The organism is Nocardioides sp. NPDC047086 (assembly GCF_040643685.1).
GTDB lineage: Bacteria > Actinomycetota > Actinomycetes > Propionibacteriales > Nocardioidaceae > Nocardioides.
Genome location: NZ_JBEYUV010000043.1, coordinates 21,756 through 43,356 on the forward strand (window position 1 = coordinate 21,756; position 21,601 = coordinate 43,356).

Sequence of the window (21,601 nt, forward strand, 5' to 3'; positions counted from 1 at the left end):
TTTCCGCGCACGTGCGGGAAATTGACGGTTACCCGCCGGATATCCCCCTCCCCAGCGGACATGGGACGGCACCGAGGGTTGGTACGTCAGGGCACTCTGCACATGCCCTGACCAACATGCCATCAGGCCCGGGTACAACGAGGTCGAAGACCGCACCTATGCGTCGTGTCGCGTGACATTCGCCCGACTCACGGCCGACAGCAACGATGGACTCTCGCTGTCCACCTACAGTTTCGCGCCCACGAAGGAAGAATGGAATGCCGGCGACCACTACGCGACCTGCATAGCGGGCAACGTCTTTCCCTCCACCGGTTCGATCAGCGACTGATCCGACAAGAAACCGACTACACGACCGAGAGCGGTAGGAGCTTCTGGCCCGTCGGGCCGATCTGGATCTCGGTGTTCATCTCCGGGCAGACGCCACAGTCGTAGCAGGGGGTCCAGCGGCAGTCCTCGACCTCGATGTCCTCACCGTCGGCGACGGCGAGGGCGTCCTCCCAGTCGGCCCAGAGCCAGTCCTTGTCGAGGCCGGAGTCGAGGTGGTCCCAGGGAAGGATCTCGTCGTACTCACGCTCGCGGGTGGTGTACCAGTCGAGGTCGACGCCGGTGCCGGCGAGACCGGTCTCGGCGGCGGCCATCCAGCGGTCGTAGGAGAAGTGCTCGCTCCAGCCGTCGAACCGGCCGCCGTCGCGCCAGACCTGCTCGATGATCGCGCCGACGCGGCGGTCGCCGCGAGAGAGCAGGCCCTCGACGATGCCGGGCTTGCCGTCGTGGTAGCGGAAGCCGATCGCACGGCCGAACTTCTTGTCGGAGCGGACCACGTCGCGCAGCTTCTGCAGCCGCTCGTCGGTGGTCTCGTGGTCGAGCTGGGAGGCCCACTGGAAGGGGGTGTGCGGCTTGGGTACGAAGCCACCGATCGAGACGGTGCAGCGGATGTCGTTGCGGCCCGAGACCTCGCGACCCTTGGCGATGACCTTCTTGGCCAGCTCGGCGATCTGGAGGACGTCCTCGTCGGTCTCGGTCGGCAGGCCGCACATGAAGTAGAGCTTCACCTGGCGCCAGCCGTGGGAGTAGGCCGCACCGACGGTGCGGATCAGGTCCTCCTCGGTCACCATCTTGTTGATGACCTTCCGCATCCGCTCGGAGCCGCCCTCGGGAGCGAAGGTCAGACCGGAGCGACGGCCGTTGCGGGAGAACTCGTTGGCCAGGGTGATGTTGAAGGCGTCCACGCGCGTCGACGGCAGCGACAAGGACACGTTGGTGCCCTCGTAGCGGTCGGCCAGGCCGGTGGCGACGTCACCGATCTCGGTGTGGTCGGCAGAGGACAGCGAGAGGAGCCCGACCTCCTCGAAACCGGACTTCCGGATGCCGTTCTCGACCATGTCACCGATGGTGGTGATGGAGCGCTCGCGCACCGGGCGGGTGATCATCCCCGCCTGGCAGAAGCGGCAGCCGCGGGTGCAGCCGCGGAAGATCTCCACCGAGAACCGCTCGTGAACGGTCTCGGCCAGGGGCACCAACGGATTGCGCGGGTAGGGCCAGGCGTCGAGGTCCATCAGGGTGTGCTTGCGCACCCGCCACGGGATGTCGGGCCGGTTGGGCACGACGGCCTCGATCTGGCCGTCGGCGGCGTAGTTCACGTCGTAGAACTTCGGCACGTAGACGGCCCCGGAGACGGCCAGGCGCCGCAGCAGCTCGTCGCGACCGCCGGGGCGACGGTCCTGCTTCCACTCGCGCACGACCTCGGAGATCTTGAGCACGACCTCCTCACCGTCGCCGAGCACGGCGGCGTCGAGGAAGTCGGCGATCGGCTCGGGGTTGAACGCGGCGTGGCCGCCGGCGAGCACGATCGGGTCGTCGTCGCCACGGTCGACCGCGTGCAGCGGGATCTGCGCGAGCGACAGCGCGTTGAGCATGTTGGTGTAGCCGAGCTCGGTCGAGAACGAGAGCCCGAACACGTCGAACGCCTTCACCGGACGGTGGGCGTCGACGGTGAACTGCGGGATCGGCCCGTGCTCGTCGCCCTCGCGCATGATCTTCTCGAGGTCGGGCCACACGGCGTAGGTGCGCTCGGCGGCGATCCAGTCACGCTCGTTCAGCACCTCGTAGAGGATCTGGACGCCCTGGTTGGGCAGGCCGACCTCGTAGGCGTCGGGGTACATCAGCGCCCACCGCACCTCGACCTCGTCCCACTTCTTGACGGTCGAGTTGAGCTCCCCACCGACGTACTGGATCGGCTTGGACACCAGCGCCAGGCGCGGCTCCAGCCGAGGAAAGACAGAATCAGGAACGAGGTCGCTCTGGGCGACGGTCACGATGGGCACCTCAAAGCTCGGGAACGATCAACCCCAAGCGTACGCCGCCTCGCGACTCCCCGACCAAACCTCGCGCCGTGGGGCCACCGCGACCGAACCGGCGTAGCGGGGTGGAAATAGGCGTTGGGGCCGCCCCTCCCGGACGGACCCAACGACGTCAGCTCTGAGCTTCCACTCAGAACACCGTGGTGAGCAGCAGGTTCGGGGAACCGGTGCCCGGGTTGGTGATCACGTCGGGGATGGCGGCGCCGGTCAGGCCCGTGGCGACGTCGGCCGGGGTGGCCGTCGGGTTCGCCTCGAGGAAGAGCGCGGCGGCACCGGCGACGTGGGGGGTCGCCATCGACGTACCGGAGATGGTGTTGGTCGAGCCGTCGTTCCAGGCCGAGGTGATGTCGACGCCCGGAGCGAAGATGTCGAGGCACTCACCGGTGTTGGAGAAGTCCGCGGCGGCGTCGGTGTCGTCGGTGGCACCGACGGTGATCGCCTCCGGAACGGCCGCCGGCGAGGAACCGCAGGCGTCAGAGCTCTCGTTGCCGGCGGCGACGGCGTAGGTCACGCCGTCGGCGATGGAGGCCTGAACGGCGGCGTCGAGAGCGGCGTCGTTGCCGCCACCGAGCGACATGTTGGCGACGGCCGGGCCGTCGGTGTGGTTCTCGGTGACCCACTCGATGCCCGCGACGACACCCTCGGTGGTGCCGGAGCCCTGGTCGTCGAGGACGCGGACCGGAACGATCGTGGCCTCCTTGGCCAGACCGTAGGTGGTGCCGGCGACGGTGCCCGCGACATGGGTGCCGTGGCCGTTGCCGTCGGTCGGGTCGCTGTCGCCGTCGACTGCGTCGAAGCCCTCGCCGATCCGGCCGCTGAACTCCGAGTGGTCGGTCGCGACACCGGTGTCGATGATGTAGGCGGTCACGCCCTTGCCGGTCTGCTCGTAGTGGTAGTTCTTGTCGAGCGGCAGCGCGGCCTGGTCGACCCGGTCCAGGCCCCAGGTCGGGTCGGCCTGGTCGCCCTGGGTGGTGTAGCGGTGGTTGGCCTGCACGTAGGCGACGTCCGGGTTGGAGCGGACCTCGGCGAGCGCGTCCTTGTCGAGCGAGGCCGAGAAGCCGTTGAACGCCGTGTTGAAGACCTCCCGTACGTCTCCACCGGCGTCGCGGGCGTCGCTGCGGACCGACTTGGCCTCGGACCTGGCCATGTCGCTGGCGCCCTGCCTCTCCATCACGACGATGTACTGACCCTCGATCGCGGTCGAGGCGTCCGCGCCGCGCAGCGGCGCCGGACTGTCCGCGGCTCCCGCCGGGACGGTGAAGGCGATCGCCGATGCTGCTGCTCCGACGGCGACGGCGGAGATGACCGCCGGCGCCTTGATGGCACGGTTCTTCATGGTTCGGAACACGTTCTGACTCCCGTCATCGTACGGCCCTGTAGGACCGCGACGAACGCCCTGCGCCCTCCCTGTGGCCGCAGCCCGAAGCGTTCGGCCAACCACGTAATCACGTTACGTGATGCGCGTAACGACCCAACTCTTCGCATTGCAGCAACGTGCAGACAGCGAAGGTGAACACCTGTAAACAGTCCATAAACAGGGCGGGAAACGTGTCCCTTCAACAGCACACCGGGCCGCCCGCGTTACGCGAGCGGCCCGGTGGAGCCGAGGACGGTCGGTCGGATCAGGCGATGGAGGTGTCGTCGATCAGGAAGCTGGTCCCGAGCGAGGAGTCCTCGGTGCCGGTGAAGGTCAGCGTGACGGTGCTGCCGGCGAAGGACCCGAGCGAGAACGACTTCAACGAGTACGACGAGCTCGCGTTCAGGTTGGAGTACGTCGCCAGCGTCGTCGACCCGACCTTGACGGTCAGCTTGTCGTAGGCCGTCGAGGTGGTCGTCTCATTGGTGATCACCCGCAGGTAGAACGACAGCGTCTTGCCGGTCGTCGGCAGGGTGACCGACTGCGAGAGCGTGTCGGTGTGGGTCGAGCCGTAGCCGTTCAGCCACGCCTTGTAGGAGCCCGAACGGGCCGGGGCGCTGCTCGAGCTGTCGATCACGCCGGAGGAGGAGCTCCAGCCGGTCGCGCCCGACTCGAAGCCCGGGTTGGTCAACAGGTTGCCCGTGGTCGGCGGGTCCGTGGGGTCCGTGCCGCCGCTCCACAGCGAGTAGAGGAGGCGGTTGGGGGAACCGGTCCCCGGCGAGGTGACCACGCCGGTGGTGGCGTTGGAGTTGATCGCCGAGGCGACGGCGGAGGCCGAGGCCGTCGGGTTCGCCTGCAGGTAGAGCGCGGCCACTCCGGCGACGTGCGGGGTCGCCATCGACGTACCGGAGATCGTGTTGGTCGCGGTGTTGGAGGTGTGCCACGCCGAGGTGATCGAGGAGCCCGGGGCGAACAGGTCGACGCACGAGCCGATGTTGGAGAAGCTCGACCGGGCGTCGGTGTTGGTCGTCGACCCGACGGTCAGGGCTGCGGCCACCCGGGCGGGCGAGCCGTTGCACGCGTTCGCACCGGAGTCGTTGCCCGCGGCCACGGCGTAGGTGACGCCGTCCGCGATCGAGCTGGAGACCGCGGAGTCGAGGGTCGAGGAGACCCCGCCACCGAGCGACATGTTGGCGACCGCCGGACCGGAGGTGTGGTTGGAGGTCACCCAGTTCACCCCCGCGATCACGCCGGCGGTCGTGCCGGACCCGGAGGCGTCGAGCACGCGGACGGGCACGAGCGTGACGCTCTTGGCGACCCCGTACGTCGTCCCGCCGACGGTGCCGGCGACGTGGGTGCCGTGGCCGTTCTCGTCCTCGGTGCTGGACCCGATGGCGGTGTAGCCGGAGGTCACCCGGCCACCGAACTCCGCGTGCGCGGAACGGATGCCGGTGTCGATGATGTACGCCTTCACACCCGAGCCGGTGTAGTCGTAGTGGTAGTTCGAGTTGAGCGGGAGGTTGCGCTGGTCGATCCGGTTGAGCCCCCAGGTGGGGTTGGCCTGGTCGCCGCTGGCCTTCACGACCTGGTTGGCCTCGATGTAGTCCACATCGGGGTCGCTGCGGAGTGCGTCGAGCGCGTCGGTGTCGAGCGTGGCGGAGAATCCGGTGATCGCCTTGTCGTAGGCGTACTTCACCGAGCCGCCCTTCTCCTTGGCGAGCGCCCGGGCGTCGGCGGCGTTGGCCTTGGCCGCCGCACCGTTGCCCTTCATCACGACGATGTAGGAGTTGTCGATGGCCGTCGACTTCTCGGCACCGATCAGCGGTGCCGGAGTGTCGGCTGCGCCGGCGGGACCGGACATGGCCAGGATGGTGCCGGCGGCACCGACGGCGGTGACCGTCGCTGCCGCGAGTGCGCCGAGGCGCTGCATGCTGCCGAAGCGGAGCCCGAGACTACGAACTCTGTGGGGTCGGTTCACGATTACTGCTCCCGTCGTCAAGCAGCCTCAGGATGAGGGCTGCAAGGGGTCACAGATGCCCTGTAGGGCAACCGGGACGGAACGTAATCGAGTTTACCGACGATGAAACGCGACATCTTTTCGCACTGCAGCAACCTGCAGGCGGTCGCGCGAGCGGAGGTCCTGAAGTGGTCCGGACCGGTCCAGACCGGTGCGCCGCGAGCGGGCCGAGATGCCCAGCAGCAGACCCACCGCCAGCAGCGCCGCGATCATCGAGGAACCGCCGTAGGAGATCAGCGGTAGCGGCACCCCGGTGACCGGCATGATGCCCAGGCACATGCCGATGTTCTGGAAGCTCTGGATGCCGAGCCAGCACACGATCCCGGCCGCTGCCACGCGCCCGAAGAGGTCGTCGGTGCGCGCCGCGATCCGGAGTCCGCGCCACAGCACGACACCGATCAGCCCGATCACCACCAGCGAGCCGACCAGCCCGAGCTCCTCCCCCACGACCGTGAAGATGAAGTCGGTGTGCTGCTCGGGGACGAAGCCCGCACGAGCCTGCGAGCCCTGGAACAGACCCTGCCCGAAGATGCCGCCGTCGCCGATCGCGATCCGCGCCTGCTGGACGTTGTAACCGGCCCCGCGAGGATCCAGGGACGGATCGGTGAACGCCATGAACCGGTTGATCTGGTACTGCTTCAGCACCCCGGTCGCGACCACCGTCGTGGCCACCGCCAGACCGCTCAACGCCAGCAGCGCCAGCCATCGCCTCGGCGTCCCCGCCGCGGCGAGCACGCAGAAGACCGTCACACCGAGCACCAGCGTGGTGCCGAGGTCGGGCTGGAGCAGGACCAGGACGATCGGCACCGCCGCGACCAGGATCATCGCAACCACGTCACCCAGCGACACGCGGGCCCGCCAGCGGCCCTCGCTGCGCTCGGCGAGAACCAGCGCCATCGCGATGACCACGGCCAGCTTGGCCAGCTCCGAGGGCTGGACCTGCACCGGGCCGAGGTTGACCCACGACTTCGAGCCATTGACCGTGGAGCCCATCACGAGCACGAGCACCAGCCCGATCACCGCAGCCAGATAGACCACGGGGGTCAGGAGCCGGACCCAGCGGTGGTTGGTCGCGACAACGCCCACCATCAGCACCAGACCGGCGGCCACGTTGATCGCCTGTTTGCGCAGGTAGGCGGTGGTGTCACCACCGGTGATCGCGTCCCGGTGGATGGTCGCGGACCAGACCAGCAGCACCGACAGCGACACCAGGACCAGCACCGCGCCCAGGAGGACCAGGTCGATGCGGCGTACGAAGGCCATCACGTCGTTCTTCATGCTCTGCCCCTCACCCTCAGCCCGTCGGGGCGACGATCGAGCCGTCGGCACCGAACGCCGGCAGGTTCCGGGGCGGGTCGATGCCCGTGATCGCGGCCTTGCCGGGCCGCACCTCGGAGCCGCCCTCCTCGATCCCGTAGAGCGTCTCCCACAGCTTGCGTACGGAATCACCCACCGCCCCGGAGCCGGTGCCACCCTGGGAGACGGTCATGATGACGACGTACTTCTTGTTGTACGTCGCGACCCAGCCGGTCGTCTGCTTGCCGGTGACCTCGGCGGTGCCGGTCTTGCCGCGCACCTTGACCTCATCGAGCGGGAAGCCGCCGAACTTCCACGCCAGCGATCCGCTGACCGGGGTGCCGAGGAGCGCCTCGTTGACGTAGTCGATGCTCTTGGCCGACATCTTGACCTTGCCCGCGACTTTGGGGTCGATCTTCTCGACCACGGTGCCGTCGCCGCTCACGATCGCCTTCCCGATCCTGGGCTCGAACAGGGTGCCGCCGTTGGCCAGCGAGGCGTAGGCGCGGGCCAGCTGGATCGGGGTGACCATCGTGTCGCCCTGACCGATCGAGAAGTTCACCGCGTCACCGGTGCGGTAGTAGTTGCCCTCGATGCAGAACTCATGGGCGAACAGCTGCAGGAACGAGCTCGGCGCGTTCTTCTTCTCGTCCATCCGGCAGTAGTAGTCCTTCATGGCCTCGTAGTACTCGGCCTTCCACTTCCGGTCCGCGATCCGGCCCGACGACTCCCCCGGCAGGTCGATGCCGGTGCGCTTGCCGAAGCCGAACGCCTTGGCGGTCTCGACCAGCGGGTCCTTGGCGTTGACGTCGGCCGGGTTCGAGCCGTACTTCCTCCAGTAGTCAACCGCGACCCGGTAGAAGAACGTGTTGCAGGAGACCTGGAGCGCCTTGGCGAAGTCGATGGAGCCGTAGGGGGCCGACTCGTAGTTCTTGAACCAGCGGTTGCCGACCTGGAGCCCGCTGGAGCAGTCGAGGTGGCTGTCGCGGTTGTAGCCGTTGTTGAGCGCGCCGACCGTCATGAACGGCTTCCACGTCGAGCCGGGCGCGAACTGACCCTGCGTCGCCCGCGGAAGCAGCGGATAGCCGGCCTTCTCGGAGTAGAGCCGGTCGAGCTGCTTCTGGGTGATCCCGCCGACCCACTCCTCGGGGTCGTACGTCGGCTGGTTCGCCATCGCGACCAGCCGGCCCGTCTGGGCCTCCATGACCACGACCGAGCCGGAGTCGGCCTCGAAGTTGCGACCGGAGATCTTGTCGAAGGTGTTGCGGGCGGTCTCGATCGACTCGGCGAGCAGCTTCTCCGCGCGGCCCTGCACCTTGGCGTCGATGGTGGTCACCAGCGTGTCGCCGGGCTGGGACGCCACCGAGTCGCCGCGCCCGATCTCACGGCCGAGCGAGTCGACGGTGACGGTGTCGTAGCCGGGCATCCCGCGCAGCCACTGGTCGTACTCCTTCTCGACGCCGGAGCGACCCACCATCGAGGTGATGTTGAGCGACTCGTCGCCGCGCTCCTTCGCGTTGTCGTTCTCGTCCTCGGTGATCGGGGAGAGATAGCCGAGCACGCCGGCGGCGTTGATGCCGAAGGGGCTCGGGTAGGAGCGCAGCGTCTGCTTCTCCGCGACCACCCCGGGGAAGTCCTCCGGCTGCTCGAGGATGCGCAACGCGGTCGACTCGGAGACGTCGGTGGCGATCGGGACCGGCTGGTAGCGGGTGCCGGACCAGTTGGCCATCGCCTCGTTCTGCTTCTTCGGGGACACGTCGACGGCCTTGGCGACGCGCTTCATCAGCGTCACCTTGTCCTCGTCGTCCAGCCCGTCGAGCACGCCCTGGTCGAGGCTGACCACCCAGGCGGAGCGGTTGGTCACCAGCGGCCGGCCCTGGGCGTCTACGATGATGCCGCGCACCGGCTGGCGCACGATCTCGCGCTTGGACTGGGAGGCGGCGGCAGCCTGATAGGCGTCGCCGTGGCGTACCTGCAGGTAGAAGAGCCGGACCCCGAGCGTGGCCAGCAGCGAGAAGACGAGCGCCTGGATCACGATCAGCCGCAGCCGGCTGACCTGGGCGGTGGAGAGCCTGCTCGGCACTAGAGATCTCCCTTGCCGATCAGCCACAGCAGCGCCGGGATCAGCAACGGCGCCAGCAGCAGGTCGTAGCCCACGCTGATCGCCACGGTCGGCAGCAGCGTCAACGGCGCCTCACCGAGGATCAGGCCGCTGACCGCGAAGATGCTGACCCCGATGAACGCGCAGGTGGCCACCGTGGCCATCACGGTCAGCGCGTTGGGGCGACCCTGGCCACCGAGGCTGCGGCCCTCGTCGACGCTGCCCTCGCGTACGCGGCCGGCGACGTAACCCACGATCAGCAGCGCGAGCGCCCACCGGCCCGCGGTGTGATCGGCGGGAGGCGCCAGGTCGAGGAGTACGCCGGCGGCGAACCCGGTCACCAGACCGGCCTGCCCACCGCGGGTGAGCGCGACCGCCAGCACGACCAGGAGCGCCAGGTCGGGCGTGATCCCGCGGATGGCGAACGCAGGCGCCACGCTCAGCTGGAGGACGACGGCGATGACGACCAGCATGCCGACCAGGACGTTGCGCAGCACCGGAGCGGCGCTCGAGGCACAGCCTTCCATCTCGCTCATCGCAAGTCTCCTTCCGGCGTGACGACGGCACGGTCGCTCATCGTGTCGCCCGGCACCACCACACCGACGACGTCGAGCGAGCCGAAATCGACGTACGGCTTGATCCGCACCGTCCGCGAGGAGTCACGCACGCTGGCGAAGGTGTCGGTCACCTCGCCGATCGGCAGCCCGGAGACGTAGGGGGCGGCCCGGCCGTCACCCCAGGTGATGACCGTGTCGCCCTTGAGCGGGGCTGCGGTCTGGTCGACGAGGTCGAGGGTCAGCAGACCCGAGTCGGCGCCTCCGGCGACCACGCCGGAGCCGCGGACCATGCCGACCTGGCCCGACCTCTTGCCGCTGCGGTCGGCGCCGCCGACGCGGCCGCCGACGACCGAGGCGGCGTCGACGATCAGCAGGACGGTGGCGCTGGTCTTGGTCACCCGCAGCACCCGGCCGACCAGGCCGTCGCCGGTCACGACCGACATGTCGGACCTGATCCCGGCGGCGCTGCCGGCGTCGATGGTGACGGTGCGGTTGAAGGTCTGCGCGGGGCCGTAGGCGGTGACCCGCGCGGGCACCAGGGCGTAGCCGAGGTCCTCGGCGGCGCGGGTGATCGACTCGTACTCGGCCAGCTTGGCGCGGCCGTAGTCGGTGACCTCGACCTGGCGGCGCAGCGTGGAGTTCTCGGCCTCGAGCTTCGCGACCCGGTCGCGCAGGTCGTCACGGGTGTCGAACCACTCCGGGATGCCGGTGAACGGACGGCCCACCAGGGCCGCGCCGGTCTCGAGCGGCGAGATCACCTCGCCCACCGCAGCGCGCGCCGGCTCCAGGACGGGCGTCTGGTCGAGCGTGGCCAGCGTCGCGCAGCACAGGATCAGCGCGACCAGCCAGGAGCGCTTCGGACCACCGCCGCCGGCCTTCGTCTCGAGGCTGCCGCGGCGGTTGAGCCTCTCCCGCGGCGTACGGACCATGGGTTTGGAGCCTTTGCGCTGTTCCAGCCCTTTGCGCAGACGTTCGCTGGGGCGGGGGCTCAGCAACGACACGTCACCATCTCCTGTTCTCGTTCACCAGGACCGGGCGGAGCACGTCGTAGTCCTCGACGCAGCGGCCGGCGCCCATCGCGACCGAGGTCAGCGGGGACTCGGCGATGTGGACGGGCATGCCGGTCTCGTGGCGCAGGCGCTCGTCGAGCCCGCGGAGGAGGGCACCGCCGCCGGTGAGCACGATGCCGCGGTCCATGATGTCTCCGGCCAGCTCGGGCGGCGTCTGGTCGAGCGTGGAGCGGACCGCGTCGAAGATGTCGTGCAGCGGCTCCTCGATCGCCTTGCGCACCTCGGCGCTGGAGACGCTGACGGTGCGCGGCAGGCCGCTGACCAGGTCTCGTCCACGGATCTCGGCCTCGGGCTCGTTGGGCAGCGGCCACACCGACCCGAGGGTCATCTTGACCTCCTCGGCGGTGCGCTCGCCCAGCAGCAGGGCGTGCTCCTTCTTCAGCCAGGTCATGATCGCGTTGTCGAGCTGATGGCCGGCGGTCCGGATCGACTGGCTCGTCACGATCCCGCCGAGGCTGATCACCGCGACCTCGGTGGTGCCGCCGCCGATGTCGACGACCATGTTGCCGGTCGGCAGGTGCACCGGGAGCCCGGCGCCGATCGCGGCCGCCATCGGCTCCTCGATGATGTTCACCATCCGGGCGCCGGACTGGTAGCCGGCCTCCTTCACCGCGCGGATCTCGACCGCGGTGATCCCGGACGGGACGCAGATGACCATCCGCGGCTTGGCGAAGTAGCGGCGGCGGTGGACCTGCTGGATGAAGTAGCGGAGCATCTGCTCGGTCGCCTCGAAGTCGGCGATCACGCCGTCCTTCAGCGGCCGCAGCGCGACGATGTCGTCGGGCGTACGTCCCAGCATCTTCTTGGCCTCATGGCCGACGGCGACCATCTCGCCGGTGTTCTTGTTGAGCGCGACCACGCTCGGCTCATCGACAAGGACACCCTTGCCGCGGACGTAGACGAGGGTGTTTGCGGTGCCGAGGTCCACCGCCATGTCACGTCCAATGATGCTCGCCATACGTCCTCGCGTTCCCGGGGCGCCGCGTCGGGGATCCGTGATGCAGGATGCGGGCCCTGCCGACGAGGCTACGAAGGTACGAGCCTCATTCCCAAGAGGCTCGCCGAAACCGCAACGATACGGGGTACGTCCGTGGTCTCGAAGCAGGGGATGCCACTCTTGGCCGGGTGTTGCCGGACGGCTCACGACGACCGCGGAAGGCGGTCTCGGCGGGCACGTGCGCACCGCCGCGCGGTCGCCTTCTCCACGGCGAAATGAAGGATCGCGCCGGTGGGTCCACCGGCGCGATCTCGGAGTCTCAGAGGCTCCGGTCGGTCAGGCTCCGAACCAGAGCTTGATCTCGCGATCGGCCGACTCGGGCGAGTCGGAGCCGTGGACGAGGTTCTCTCGGTTGGAGAGGGAGAAGTCGCCGCGGATGGTGCCCGGGGCGGCCTTGCGGCCGTCGGTGGCACCGTTGAGCGCGCGGACGACCTCGATCGCCTCGTCGCCCTCGAGGACGGCGGCGACGAGCGGCCCGGAGGTGACGAAGTCACGCAGCGGCGGGTACCACGGCTGCTCGACGTGCTCGGCGTAGTGCTCGTCGGCCATGCCCGCGTCGATGGTGCGGTGCTCCAGTTTCACGATCGAGAGGCCCTTGGCCTCGTAGCGGGACAGGATCTCTCCCACCAGGCCCCGGCGGACGGCGTCGGGCTTCAGGATCACGAACGTGCGCTGCGTCATGGGGCCGAGCGTATCGGGGCGGGCCGGTCCCGGCACGTTCGGGCCGGTCACGGCTGTGCCTCGTCGGCCTTGTTGAAACCATGTCGGTGGGATGCGGCAGGATGGCGCTCCGTGACGACAACCCCTTCAGCTCCGACGCTCGCAGACTCGATGGCCGCCATCCCGGCCCGCATCGCCGAAGATCTCGGGGTGCGCCCCGCGCAGGTGACCGCCGCGGTCGCCCTGCTCGACGAGGGCTCGACGGTGCCGTTCATCGCGCGCTACCGCAAGGAGGTGACCGGCGGCCTCGACGACGCCCAGCTGCGTACGTTGGAGGAGCGCCTCGGCTACCTGCGCGACCTGGAGGAGCGGCGTGCCGCCGTGCTCGCCGAGATCGCGAAGCAGGACAAGCTCACCCCCGAACTGCAGGCCTCGATCCTCGCCGCCGACACCAAGGCGCGGCTGGAGGACATCTACCTGCCGTTCAAGCCGAAGCGGCGCACCAAGGCGATGATCGCCCGCGAGAACGGTCTGGAGCCGCTGGCCGACGGGCTGCTGGCCGACCCGTCGCTGGACCCGGTCGCGGAGGCTTCGACCTACCTCGGGGAGCAGGTTCCCGACGCCAAGGCCGCGCTGGACGGCGCCCGCGCGATCCTGGTCGAGCGGTTCGGCGAGGACGCCGACCTGATCGGCACGCTGCGCGAGCGGATGTGGAAGCAGGGCCGCCTGGTAACCCGGGTCCGCGAGGGTCGCGAGAACGACCCGGCCGCGGCGAAGTTCTCCGACTACTTCGAGTTCTCGGAGGCGTACGCGTCGCTGCCGTCGCACCGCACCCTGGCCGTTCTCCGCGCGGAGAAGGAGGAGGTGCTCGACGTCACCCTCTCCCCCTACGCCGAGGAGCCGGAGCCCGGGGTCGTCACCGACTACGAGCGCTCGATCGCGGCGCGTTTCGGGATCGTCGACTCCGGCCGTCCCGCCGACAAGTGGCTCGCCGAGACGGTGCGGTGGGCGTGGCGTACGCGGATCCTCTTCCGCCTCGAGCTCGACATGCGCACCCGGATCCGCACCGCTGCCGAGGAGGCCGCGATCGCGGTCTTCGCCGACAACCTGCGCGACCTGCTGCTGGCCGCGCCGGCCGGCACCCGGGCGACGATGGGCCTCGACCCGGGCATCCGGACGGGCGTGAAGGTGGCCGTCGTGGACGCGACCGGGAAGGTCGTCGACACCTCGACGGTCTACCCGCACGAGCCGCGGCGCGACTGGGACGGATCGCTGGCGACGCTGGCGAAGCTGGCGAAGAAGCACTCGGTCGACCTGATCGCGATCGGCAACGGCACCGCCTCGCGCGAGACCGACAAGCTCGCCGCCGACCTGCTCAAGCTGCTGCCCGACCTGAAGATGACCAAGGTGATGGTCTCCGAGGCGGGTGCCTCGGTCTACTCCGCCTCGGCCTATGCCTCCGCCGAGCTTCCGGAGCTCGACGTGTCGCTGCGTGGCGCGGTGTCGATCGCGCGCCGTCTGCAGGACCCGCTGGCCGAGCTGGTCAAGATCGAGCCGAAGTCGATCGGCGTCGGGCAGTACCAGCACGACCTGCCCGAGTACGGGCTCTCCAAGTCCTTGGACGCGGTCGTCGAGGACTGCGTGAACGGCGTCGGCGTCGACCTCAACACCGCCTCGGCTCCGCTGCTGCGCCGGGTCTCGGGAATCACCGAGTCGCTCGCCTCGGCGATCGTCGCGCACCGCGACGCCAACGGCCCCTTCCGGACCCGTCGCGAGCTCACCAAGGTGGCGCGCCTCGGCCCGAAGGCGTTCGAGCAGGCTGCCGGGTTCCTCCGGATCCGCGGCGGCGACGACCCGCTCGACCTCTCCGGTGTGCACCCGGAGTCCTACCCGGTGGTCAACCGGATCCTCGCCTCCACCTCGACCGACATCGGGTCGCTGATCGGCAACTCCGGTGTGCTCAAGTCCCTCAAGGCCTCCGCCTTCGTCGACGAGACGTTCGGTCTGCCGACGGTCACCGACATCCTCGCCGAGCTCGAGAAGCCTGGCCGCGACCCGCGGCCGGAGTTCCGCACGGCGACCTTCTCCGAGTCGGTGCACGTGATCGCCGACCTGCGTCCCGGCATGGTCCTGGAGGGCACCGTCACCAACGTGGCCGCCTTCGGGGCGTTCGTCGACATCGGCGTCCACCAGGACGGCCTGGTCCACATCTCCGCGATGTCGGACAAGTTCGTCGAGGACCCGCGCGACGTGGTCCGCTCCGGTGACGTGGTGCGCGTCAAGGTCCTGGAGGTCGACGAGGCCCGCAAGCGGATCTCGCTCACCCTCCGGCTCAACGACGACGCGCCCGCGGGCGCTCCCGCCAAGGGCGAGTCCGGCGACCGCTCGGGTCGCCCCGGCGGTGGCCAGCGTGGCCAGGGCAAGGGCGGACCCAAGGGCGACGGCAAGGGCGGCGGCAAGGGCGGCGGGCGTCCGGGTGGCAACCGTGGCGGCCAGGGCGGCGGCCGCGGCTCGTCCGCTCCGGCCAACAGCGCCATGGCCGACGCGCTGCGGCGTGCCGGGCTCAGCTGAGCCCTCGGTTCCTTCGTCAAGGTATGCAGGTCAAGGCTCACATCCCCAGCGGAGCTCCGCGGGGGATGTGAGCCTTCGGCTACATACCCTTCGACAGGCTCAGGACAGCGCCTTGATGGAGGTTCACCGGCGCGCCGAGGTCCGCTGAGCCCGTTCGTTCACCGAGTTACCTCGGTCAAATGACGCCTCCTTCGTGGAACTCCACGAAGGAGGCGTGCGCCGACCGAGTTAGCTCGGTGAGCATCCCGCGGCCCCGAGCGCTGCGGCGCGGCGTACGACATCCTCGGGTGCCGGACCGGTCGCGTCCTCGGCGGTGACCGGGGCACCGGCGACACGGTGGATCGGGATCACCCCGGCCCAGGTGCCGGACTCGATGTCGCCGGGGTCGTCGACCGGACCCTCGGCGCGCGCCTTCATCGACGCCTCGACGAGCGGTAGGGCGAGGACGGCGGTCGCGGCGAGCTCCTTGCGGGTCGCCGGGCGCAGGGTCTCCCAGCGGCCGGGGATCATCTGGTCGACGACCAGCGCGAGCGCACGTTCGCGCTCGTCGGGATCCGCCACGAGGCGGGCGCGGCCGATGACTACGGCCGAGCGGTAGTTCATCGAGTGGTGGAACCCGCTGCGCGCCGCGACCAGGCCGTCGAGCTCGGTGATCGTGACGCACACGTCGCGCTCCAGCGCTCGCGCGAGCCAGCCCGCGGCGACCGAGCCGTGCAGGTAGAGGGACCCGCCGGCGTCCGGGCCGTCGAGATCGAAGCCGTACGCCGTGGGCAGCACGACCGGGTGGGCGTCCTCGCCCGACCCGACGGTGACGCCCAGGTGGGCGATGAGCGCCTCACCGAGGAAGGTGTGCAGGCGTTCGCGGTCGGGGACGGCGCGGTTCTTCCCGCGGCTGACCCGGGTGCGTGGGGTGGGTGACAACGTCGTGCTCATGGCACCATCCTGGTAGCGAAGTGGCCTGCACACACGGGCCAATTCTGACCCACTCTGACAGGCCATTCGAACGATGCTCCCCGTGATTCTCGACCGCTCCTCCGGCGAACCTCTCCCCGCTCAGCTCGCCGGCCAGATCCGCGCCCTGGTCCTCTCCGGCACCCTCGGGACCGGTGACCGGCTGCCCTCGAGCCGCGCGCTCGCGGCAGATCTGGGCGTCTCGCGCGCTGTGACCGAGCAGGCCTACGACCAGCTCACCGCCGAGGGCTGGCTCGAGGCGCGCCGTGGGTCCGGGACGTACGTCACGGCGACTCACCCGACGGGAGCGACGTCTCGACCGACGGGGCCGACGTCTCGACCGACGGGGCCGACGTCTCGACCGACGGGGCCGACGTCTCGACCGACGGGGCCGACGTCTCGGCTGGACACGGGCACGCCGTTCTTCGATCCGCGGCTGGAGCCTGGGTGGCGGCGGGCGTGGCGGGAAGTATCGGTGGCCGCTCCCCCACGCGGCTACGACGACCCGCGGGGCCTGGCGGAGCTGCGCGAGGCACTGGCGGCGCGGCTCGGACGTACGCGCGGCCTGGACCTCCACCCGGACGAGATCATCGTGACCGCGGGCACCACCGACGGGCTCCGCGCGGTCCTTCCCGAGCTGCGCCCCGGGCCGGTCGCCGTGGAGGATCCGGGATATCGGGCCGCGGCCGAGACTGTGCTCAGCTACGGACGCGAGGTCATCGACCTACCTGCCGTGGAGCAGATCGCCGGCCTGGGGCCGGCGGTCGCGGCGTACGTCACTCCGGCCCACCAGCACCCCCTGGGCAGGGTCATGCCGGCCGCCGACCGGCTGAGCCTCCTCGAGGCGGCCCGGAGGGCCGACGCGGTGGTGATCGAGGACGACTACGACTCCGAGTTCCGGTACGACGTCGCGCCGGTGCCCGCGATGGCGACGCTGGACCGCGGCCGGGTGGTCTATCTCGGCACCGCGGCGAAGTCGGTGGTCCCGACGCTGCGCCTGGGCTGGCTGGTCGCGCCGCCCGACCTGCACGAACACATCCTGCACCGCCGCACGATCACCCACTCCGGAGCCGCGTGGCCCTCGCAGCGCGCGCTCCTCACGCTGCTCCGCGACGGCTGGCTGGACAGGGCGGTGCGATCAGCGCGCCGGGTCTATGCCGAGCGCGCCCCGAGGGTGGCCGAGGCGATGACTCCCCACGCAGAGCTGGCCGGCCCGCTGGCCGGCATGTACTCGACCTGGCTGCTGCCCGAGCCGGACGCACGTAGAGCCCGCGACGCCGCCAGGGCCGCCGGCTTCGAGATCAACCTGCTCTCCACCTACGCCCGAACCAGCGGACTGACCGGCCTGGTGATCGGTTTCGGCGGAGTGAGCGACGCGGAGCTCGAGCAGGCGCTCGCCGCGATCACCGGCGCGCTCGGAGCCTAGCGACCCGGTGCGTCGTCCTCGATCAGGTCGAAGAGGTTTTCCAGGCTGTCCGGGTCGTCCTCACCGCCGCCGACGGCCCACCCGGAGCTGGTACGCCGCAGCTGCGCGCCCACGAGCCGGCACGACTCCCCGGCCTTGTGCGCGTAGTGAGCCGTACGCGTCCGCGGCCGCCGCAGGACCAGCGCGTTCCCGCACGCCGGGCACAGTGCCCAGTCGGTCGCCGTCTCGTCCGTCGCCATCTGCAGCTCGTCGCGCTCCTCCACGGCAGCCAACCTACCTGGGCTCGGCCTCTTCCCCGGTCACTTCCTCGGCGGCGATCCGGTCGAACGCCTCGAAGGCCGCGGCACGCTCGCTCTCGATCTTGCGACCGAGGATGTCTGCCATCCCCCACAGGACCGCGAAGATCACGCCGACCACGAACATGATCGAGATCAGGAAGCCCATCGCGATCGCGACGACCTGCAGCGCCCAGCCGACCCAGTAGGCCCACGGGCGGCGCAGCATGCCGGCGACCACGATGCAGGCCACGAAGAACCCGAGGCCCAGCGGCAGCGCCAGCCCGGCGGAGACCCCGCCGATCGAGATCATCACCGGCGCGGCCAGCGCGACCGCGAGCCCTTCCATCGACACGATCGCGGCGCACATCCCGCGCCGCGGCGACTTCTCCCGCTCACTCGCCATCTGCGTCCGCCTCCAGATAGGCCTCCAGCTCGGGGTCGGAGGTCGGCACGACCCGCGCGGTCGCGGCCGACCCGGCGGCCGGGCCACGGGAGCCCAGCAGCGTACGCGCCTCCCCGGCGGTCACCACCGAGCCGCTCACCAGGACCGCACCCTCGGAGATCGAACCGCCGCCGGAGGACTCCGAGAGACCGATCGCGGCGTCGATGGCGTCGGCGAGACGCGGGACCACCGAGACCCGGTCCTCGCCGTAGAGGTCGACGGCGATCTTCGCGAGCTCGATGGCCGGAAGGGCGCGCTCGGTGGAGTTCTGGGTGACCACGAGATGCTCGAGGTGGGGCTCGAAGGCGGCGAGCAGACCCTCGACGTCCTTGTCGCCCATCACCCCGATGACACCGACGACACCGGAGAACGAGAAGGAGTCCTCGAGGGCGACGACCGTCGCCTCGGCACCGGCCGGGTTGTGGGCGGCGTCGATGAGGACCGTCGGCGAGGACCGCACGATCTCCAGCCGTGCCGGCGAGTCGACCTTGGCGAACGCGTCACGCACGAGCTCGTCGGCCAGCACGGTGTCACCGAGGAACGCCTCGACCGCGGCCAGGGCTGCCGCCGCGTTCTGCGCCTGGTGGGCGCCGTAGAGAGGCAGGAAGAGATCCTCGTACGTCCCCCGCAACCCGCGCAGCGTGAGGATCTGTCCGCCCACGGCCGGGGTGCGGGACACCACCGCGAAGTCGGTGCCCTCCCACAGCAGCCGCGCGCCGACCTCGGCGGCACGCTCGTCGAGCACGGCGGCGACCTCGACGGACTGCTCGGCGATCACGGCGACCGCACCGGGCTTGATGATCCCGGCCTTCTCGCGGGCGATCGCGACCGGCGTGTCACCGAGGTACTTCGCGTGGTCGACCGCGATCGGGGTCACCACGGCGACGTCGGCGTCCGCGACGTTGGTCGCGTCCCAGCCACCGCCCAGCCCGACCTCGACCACGGCCACGTCGACCGGAGCCTCGGCGAACTTGGCGTAGGCCATCGCGACCATGGACTCGAAGAACGACAGCGGGTGCGGCTGGTCGTCGTCGACCATGCCGAGGTAGTGGGCGACGTCGTTGAACGCGGCCACGAACTCGTCGTCGGTCAGGGGCTCGCCGTCGATCGAGATCCGCTCGTTGATCCGCTCCACGTGCGGCGAGGTGAACCGCCCCACGCGCAGGTCGAGGGACCGCAGCAGCGTGTCGATCATCCGGGAGGTGGAGGTCTTGCCGTTGGTGCCGGTCAGCTGGATGATCCGGAACGCGTTCTGCGGATCACCGAGGATCTCGAGCAGGGCACGGATCCGGTCCAGGGACGGCTCGAGCCGGGTCTCGGGCCAGCGCGACTGCAGCGCTTCCCAGACCTCCTCGATCGTGGCCGCCAGACGCGGCGCGGGAGTCTCACTCATCGGGGTCGAGTCTAAGGTGTGGTCGCTTCCCAGCGAATCGCCGGACCGGCTACCCTCCCACTGATCTCGGACTGAACCCATCCCCCCACAAGGTCCACCATTCATGCGTACGCTCCGGGCCGCTCTCGCGGTCGCGTTCCTGGCCGTTGCCTACCTCCTGGCCGCCGTCGTGCTGGTCGGTCGGCAGATGGCCCCGCGGCAGCGCCCCCGGACCTCGAGCGACCCCGGCGGACTCGTCCTCACCGAGCACGACCAACCCGGGCTGTGGGCGGAGGTCCGCGCGCTGGCCGCGACCACCGGGACGCGCGCTCCCGACGAGATCCGCCTGGTGCCCGAGGTCAACGCGGCGGTCAGCGAGGAGACCAGCCTGCTCGGGCTGCGGACCGGGACCCGGCGCATGTTCCTCGGCGTACCTCTCCTCCAGGGCCTCTCCCGCAACCAGCTCCATGCGGTGCTCGCCCATGAGCTCGGCCACCACAGCACCACCCGCAACCGGCTCGGCGCCCTCGTCCACCGGAGCCGGCTGGCGATCGCCGAGGTGGCCGCCGGCCTCTCCAACCCGCTGGTGAAGCGGCCGTTCCGGACGTACGCCTGGCTATTCTTCTCGCTCACCCGCCCGCTCGCGCACGCCCATGAGATCGAGGCCGACCGGCTCAGCGCGACGGTCGCCGGGCCGCGCACCGCGGCCATCACGCTGCGCACCCTCCCCGCGCTCGATGCCGCCTGGCACATCTACCTGGAGCAGTACGTCGAGGCCGGCACCCACTACGGGCTGCGGCCCACGCGCTTCTTCGACAACTTCACCAACCTGATGAGCGACCCCGGGCGGCTCGAGGAGCTCGCCCGGATCAGCGCGGCACCACCCGAGGTGAAGGCGTCGGCCTACGACTCGCACCCGCCGCTGTCCGAGCGGATCGAGCGGCTGGAGGCGATGGCCTCCGCGGACGAGACCGACCGGGCGACCCAGGCGACCCAGGCGGACCGGACCGACAAGTCCGGCAACGCCGCCAGCATCCTGCGCTACCCGTCACAGAACTTCCTCGCCCTCGAGGACAAGACATTCGCGGGCTCGGGCCTGACCCCGGCGCCGATGGCCAAGATCGTGAGCGTCGCCGGCGCCCGTGCCGCGGCGATCAACGCCGAGACGCTCCTGAACGCGATGCAGGAGAACCAGATCGTGCCGGCCACCGTCCGCGGCGCCCTCGACCTGATCGCCTCCGGCAGCCTCGACAGACTCCTGGACCTGGTCGAGGTCGATCCCACGACCGCCGAGGAGGACGCCGCGGAACACACCGAGGCGAGGCGGAAGGTCATCGCCCGGCTCCTCGGCGCGGCGATCGCCCACGAGCTGGTCGGCGAGGACAAGGCACGCTACGAGCTCAGCTGGGCCGGCCCGTGGCGGCTGGTCGACATCGCCGGCCAGGAGGTCGACCCCGAGGAGCTCGCCTACGAGGCCCTCGGCTCCCCCGGCTACGCCGCCGCGCTGCGCGCCTGGGTGCACCAGCTCGACGCGCAGGCCGGCACCGAGACGCAGGCCCAGACCGACGAGACGTCGGCGCCGCCCGACGGCTACATCGGCGCCTTGGCCCCGATCTCCGGCGACGGCTTCCGTACGCTCCTGGTGACCGGCACCGGCCTGATGCTGCTCAAGCCCTCCGGCACCGACCGCCTCGCCACCGGCCTGGCCTCGGTCACCTCCGGCTCGCCCGGCAGGAAGCTGATCCAGCGCGCCCTGGACCGGCCACCCGCCGAGCTGGCCACCGCGCCCAACGCCGCCTACATCCCCTGGGACCAGATCCGCGCCCTCCACCTCAAGCAGAGCAGCAACGGCCGCCGCTCCGCCGACATCACCACCGCCACCGGCAGTGGCTGGTCCCTGCACTGGACCAACGCCGCCGAGTCGGAAGGCCAGATCTGGCCCGCCGTCGACCACTACCTCGGCCGCCGCTTCACCGTCGACTGAAGACGCCGAGTCGGCTCATCTTGACCAAGAATGGCGTCGAGTCGGCTCATCTTGACCAAGACCCCCGCCCAGGTCGAGCGGCTCGCCGGACAGGAACCACTTCAATACCGCACCGGCACGCCGCTCGGCCTGTGGGTGCGAGGCCCGCTCCTGCTCAGCGAC

General features: G+C 70.2%; 16 protein-coding genes. 3 read left to right on the plus strand and 13 right to left on the minus strand.

From position 1 onward, the window contains the following. Window positions 1-344: 344 nt before the first annotated feature. From ABZ796_RS23965 to ndk, 9 genes are all read right to left on the minus strand, one after another. Window positions 345-2,315 (minus strand): TIGR03960 family B12-binding radical SAM protein, encoded by a 1,971-nt coding sequence (locus tag ABZ796_RS23965; protein ID WP_357340338.1) that lies wholly within the window; start codon window positions 2,313-2,315, stop codon window positions 345-347. Window positions 2,316-2,490: 175 nt separating this feature from the next. Then, the gene (locus ABZ796_RS23970) at window positions 2,491-3,696 is read right to left on the minus strand and encodes a S8 family peptidase (protein WP_357340339.1); all 1,206 of its coding nucleotides are present in this window, start codon (window positions 3,694-3,696) and stop codon (window positions 2,491-2,493) included. A 286-nt stretch (window positions 3,697-3,982) separates the two neighbouring features. Continuing rightward, window positions 3,983-5,647 carry a S8 family peptidase gene (locus ABZ796_RS23975; RefSeq protein ID WP_357340341.1) on the minus strand — a complete coding sequence of 555 codons (1,665 nt, stop codon included), beginning with the start codon at window positions 5,645-5,647 and terminating at the stop codon, window positions 3,983-3,985. A 141-nt stretch (window positions 5,648-5,788) separates the two neighbouring features. Then, the gene (rodA, locus tag ABZ796_RS23980) at window positions 5,789-7,012 is read right to left on the minus strand and encodes a rod shape-determining protein RodA (RefSeq protein ID WP_357340342.1); all 1,224 of its coding nucleotides are present in this window, start codon (window positions 7,010-7,012) and stop codon (window positions 5,789-5,791) included. A gap of 16 nt (window positions 7,013-7,028) precedes the next feature. Further along, complete coding sequence (gene mrdA / locus ABZ796_RS23985) at window positions 7,029-9,113, minus strand: penicillin-binding protein 2 (RefSeq protein WP_357340343.1); 2,085 nt, start codon at window positions 9,111-9,113, stop codon at window positions 7,029-7,031. After that, window positions 9,113-9,667 carry a rod shape-determining protein MreD gene (gene mreD / locus ABZ796_RS23990; protein WP_357340345.1) on the minus strand — a complete coding sequence of 185 codons (555 nt, stop codon included), beginning with the start codon at window positions 9,665-9,667 and terminating at the stop codon, window positions 9,113-9,115. The genes mrdA and mreD overlap by 1 nt, the downstream gene beginning before the upstream one ends. After that, window positions 9,664-10,617, minus strand: coding sequence for a rod shape-determining protein MreC (gene mreC / locus ABZ796_RS23995; RefSeq protein ID WP_357340347.1), 954 nt, complete (start codon window positions 10,615-10,617; stop codon window positions 9,664-9,666). The genes mreD and mreC overlap by 4 nt, the downstream gene beginning before the upstream one ends. A 73-nt stretch (window positions 10,618-10,690) precedes the next feature. Then, a complete protein-coding gene (locus ABZ796_RS24000) occupies window positions 10,691-11,716 on the minus strand; it encodes a rod shape-determining protein (RefSeq protein WP_183546809.1) in 1,026 nt (341 codons plus the stop codon). Between the two features lie 315 nt (window positions 11,717-12,031). Next, on the minus strand, window positions 12,032-12,436 hold the full coding sequence (gene ndk / locus ABZ796_RS24005) for a nucleoside-diphosphate kinase (protein ID WP_008358543.1): 405 nt from the start codon (window positions 12,434-12,436) through the stop codon (window positions 12,032-12,034). Window positions 12,437-12,547: 111 nt separating this feature from the next. Here ndk and ABZ796_RS24010 point away from each other — a divergent pair, with 111 nt between their 5' ends. Beyond that, a complete protein-coding gene (locus ABZ796_RS24010) occupies window positions 12,548-14,986 on the plus strand; it encodes a Tex family protein (protein ID WP_357340349.1) in 2,439 nt (812 codons plus the stop codon). Between the two features lie 228 nt (window positions 14,987-15,214). On the opposite strand, the gene ABZ796_RS24015 is transcribed toward ABZ796_RS24010, so the two are convergent. Then, window positions 15,215-15,919 carry a pyridoxamine 5'-phosphate oxidase family protein gene (locus tag ABZ796_RS24015; protein ID WP_357340351.1) on the minus strand — a complete coding sequence of 235 codons (705 nt, stop codon included), beginning with the start codon at window positions 15,917-15,919 and terminating at the stop codon, window positions 15,215-15,217. A 73-nt stretch (window positions 15,920-15,992) separates the two neighbouring features. Here ABZ796_RS24015 and ABZ796_RS24020 point away from each other — a divergent pair, with 73 nt between their 5' ends. After that, window positions 15,993-17,363, plus strand: a complete 1,371-nt coding sequence (locus ABZ796_RS24020; protein WP_357340353.1) for a PLP-dependent aminotransferase family protein — start codon at window positions 15,993-15,995, stop codon at window positions 17,361-17,363. On the opposite strand, the gene ABZ796_RS24025 is transcribed toward ABZ796_RS24020, so the two are convergent. From ABZ796_RS24025 to ABZ796_RS24035, 3 genes are read right to left on the minus strand one after another with little or no spacing between them, the layout of a single operon-like run. Next, window positions 17,360-17,626, minus strand: a complete 267-nt coding sequence (locus ABZ796_RS24025) for a competence protein CoiA family protein (protein WP_357340355.1) — start codon at window positions 17,624-17,626, stop codon at window positions 17,360-17,362. The two genes, ABZ796_RS24020 and ABZ796_RS24025, sit on opposite strands and share 4 nt — an antisense overlap. Window positions 17,627-17,636: 10 nt before the next feature. After that, window positions 17,637-18,044: a DUF4233 domain-containing protein gene (locus ABZ796_RS24030; protein WP_357340356.1), complete on the minus strand. Its 408-nt coding sequence runs from the start codon at window positions 18,042-18,044 to the stop codon at window positions 17,637-17,639. Further along, window positions 18,034-19,476, minus strand: a complete 1,443-nt coding sequence (locus ABZ796_RS24035; RefSeq protein WP_357340358.1) for a folylpolyglutamate synthase/dihydrofolate synthase family protein — start codon at window positions 19,474-19,476, stop codon at window positions 18,034-18,036. Before ABZ796_RS24035 ends, ABZ796_RS24030 begins: the two co-directional genes overlap by 11 nt. Before the next feature lie 103 nt (window positions 19,477-19,579). On the opposite strand from ABZ796_RS24035, the gene ABZ796_RS24040 reads away from it, so the two are divergent. Further along, on the plus strand, window positions 19,580-21,439 hold the full coding sequence (locus ABZ796_RS24040; protein WP_357340360.1) for a M48 family metallopeptidase: 1,860 nt from the start codon (window positions 19,580-19,582) through the stop codon (window positions 21,437-21,439). Window positions 21,440-21,601 lie beyond the last annotated feature (162 nt).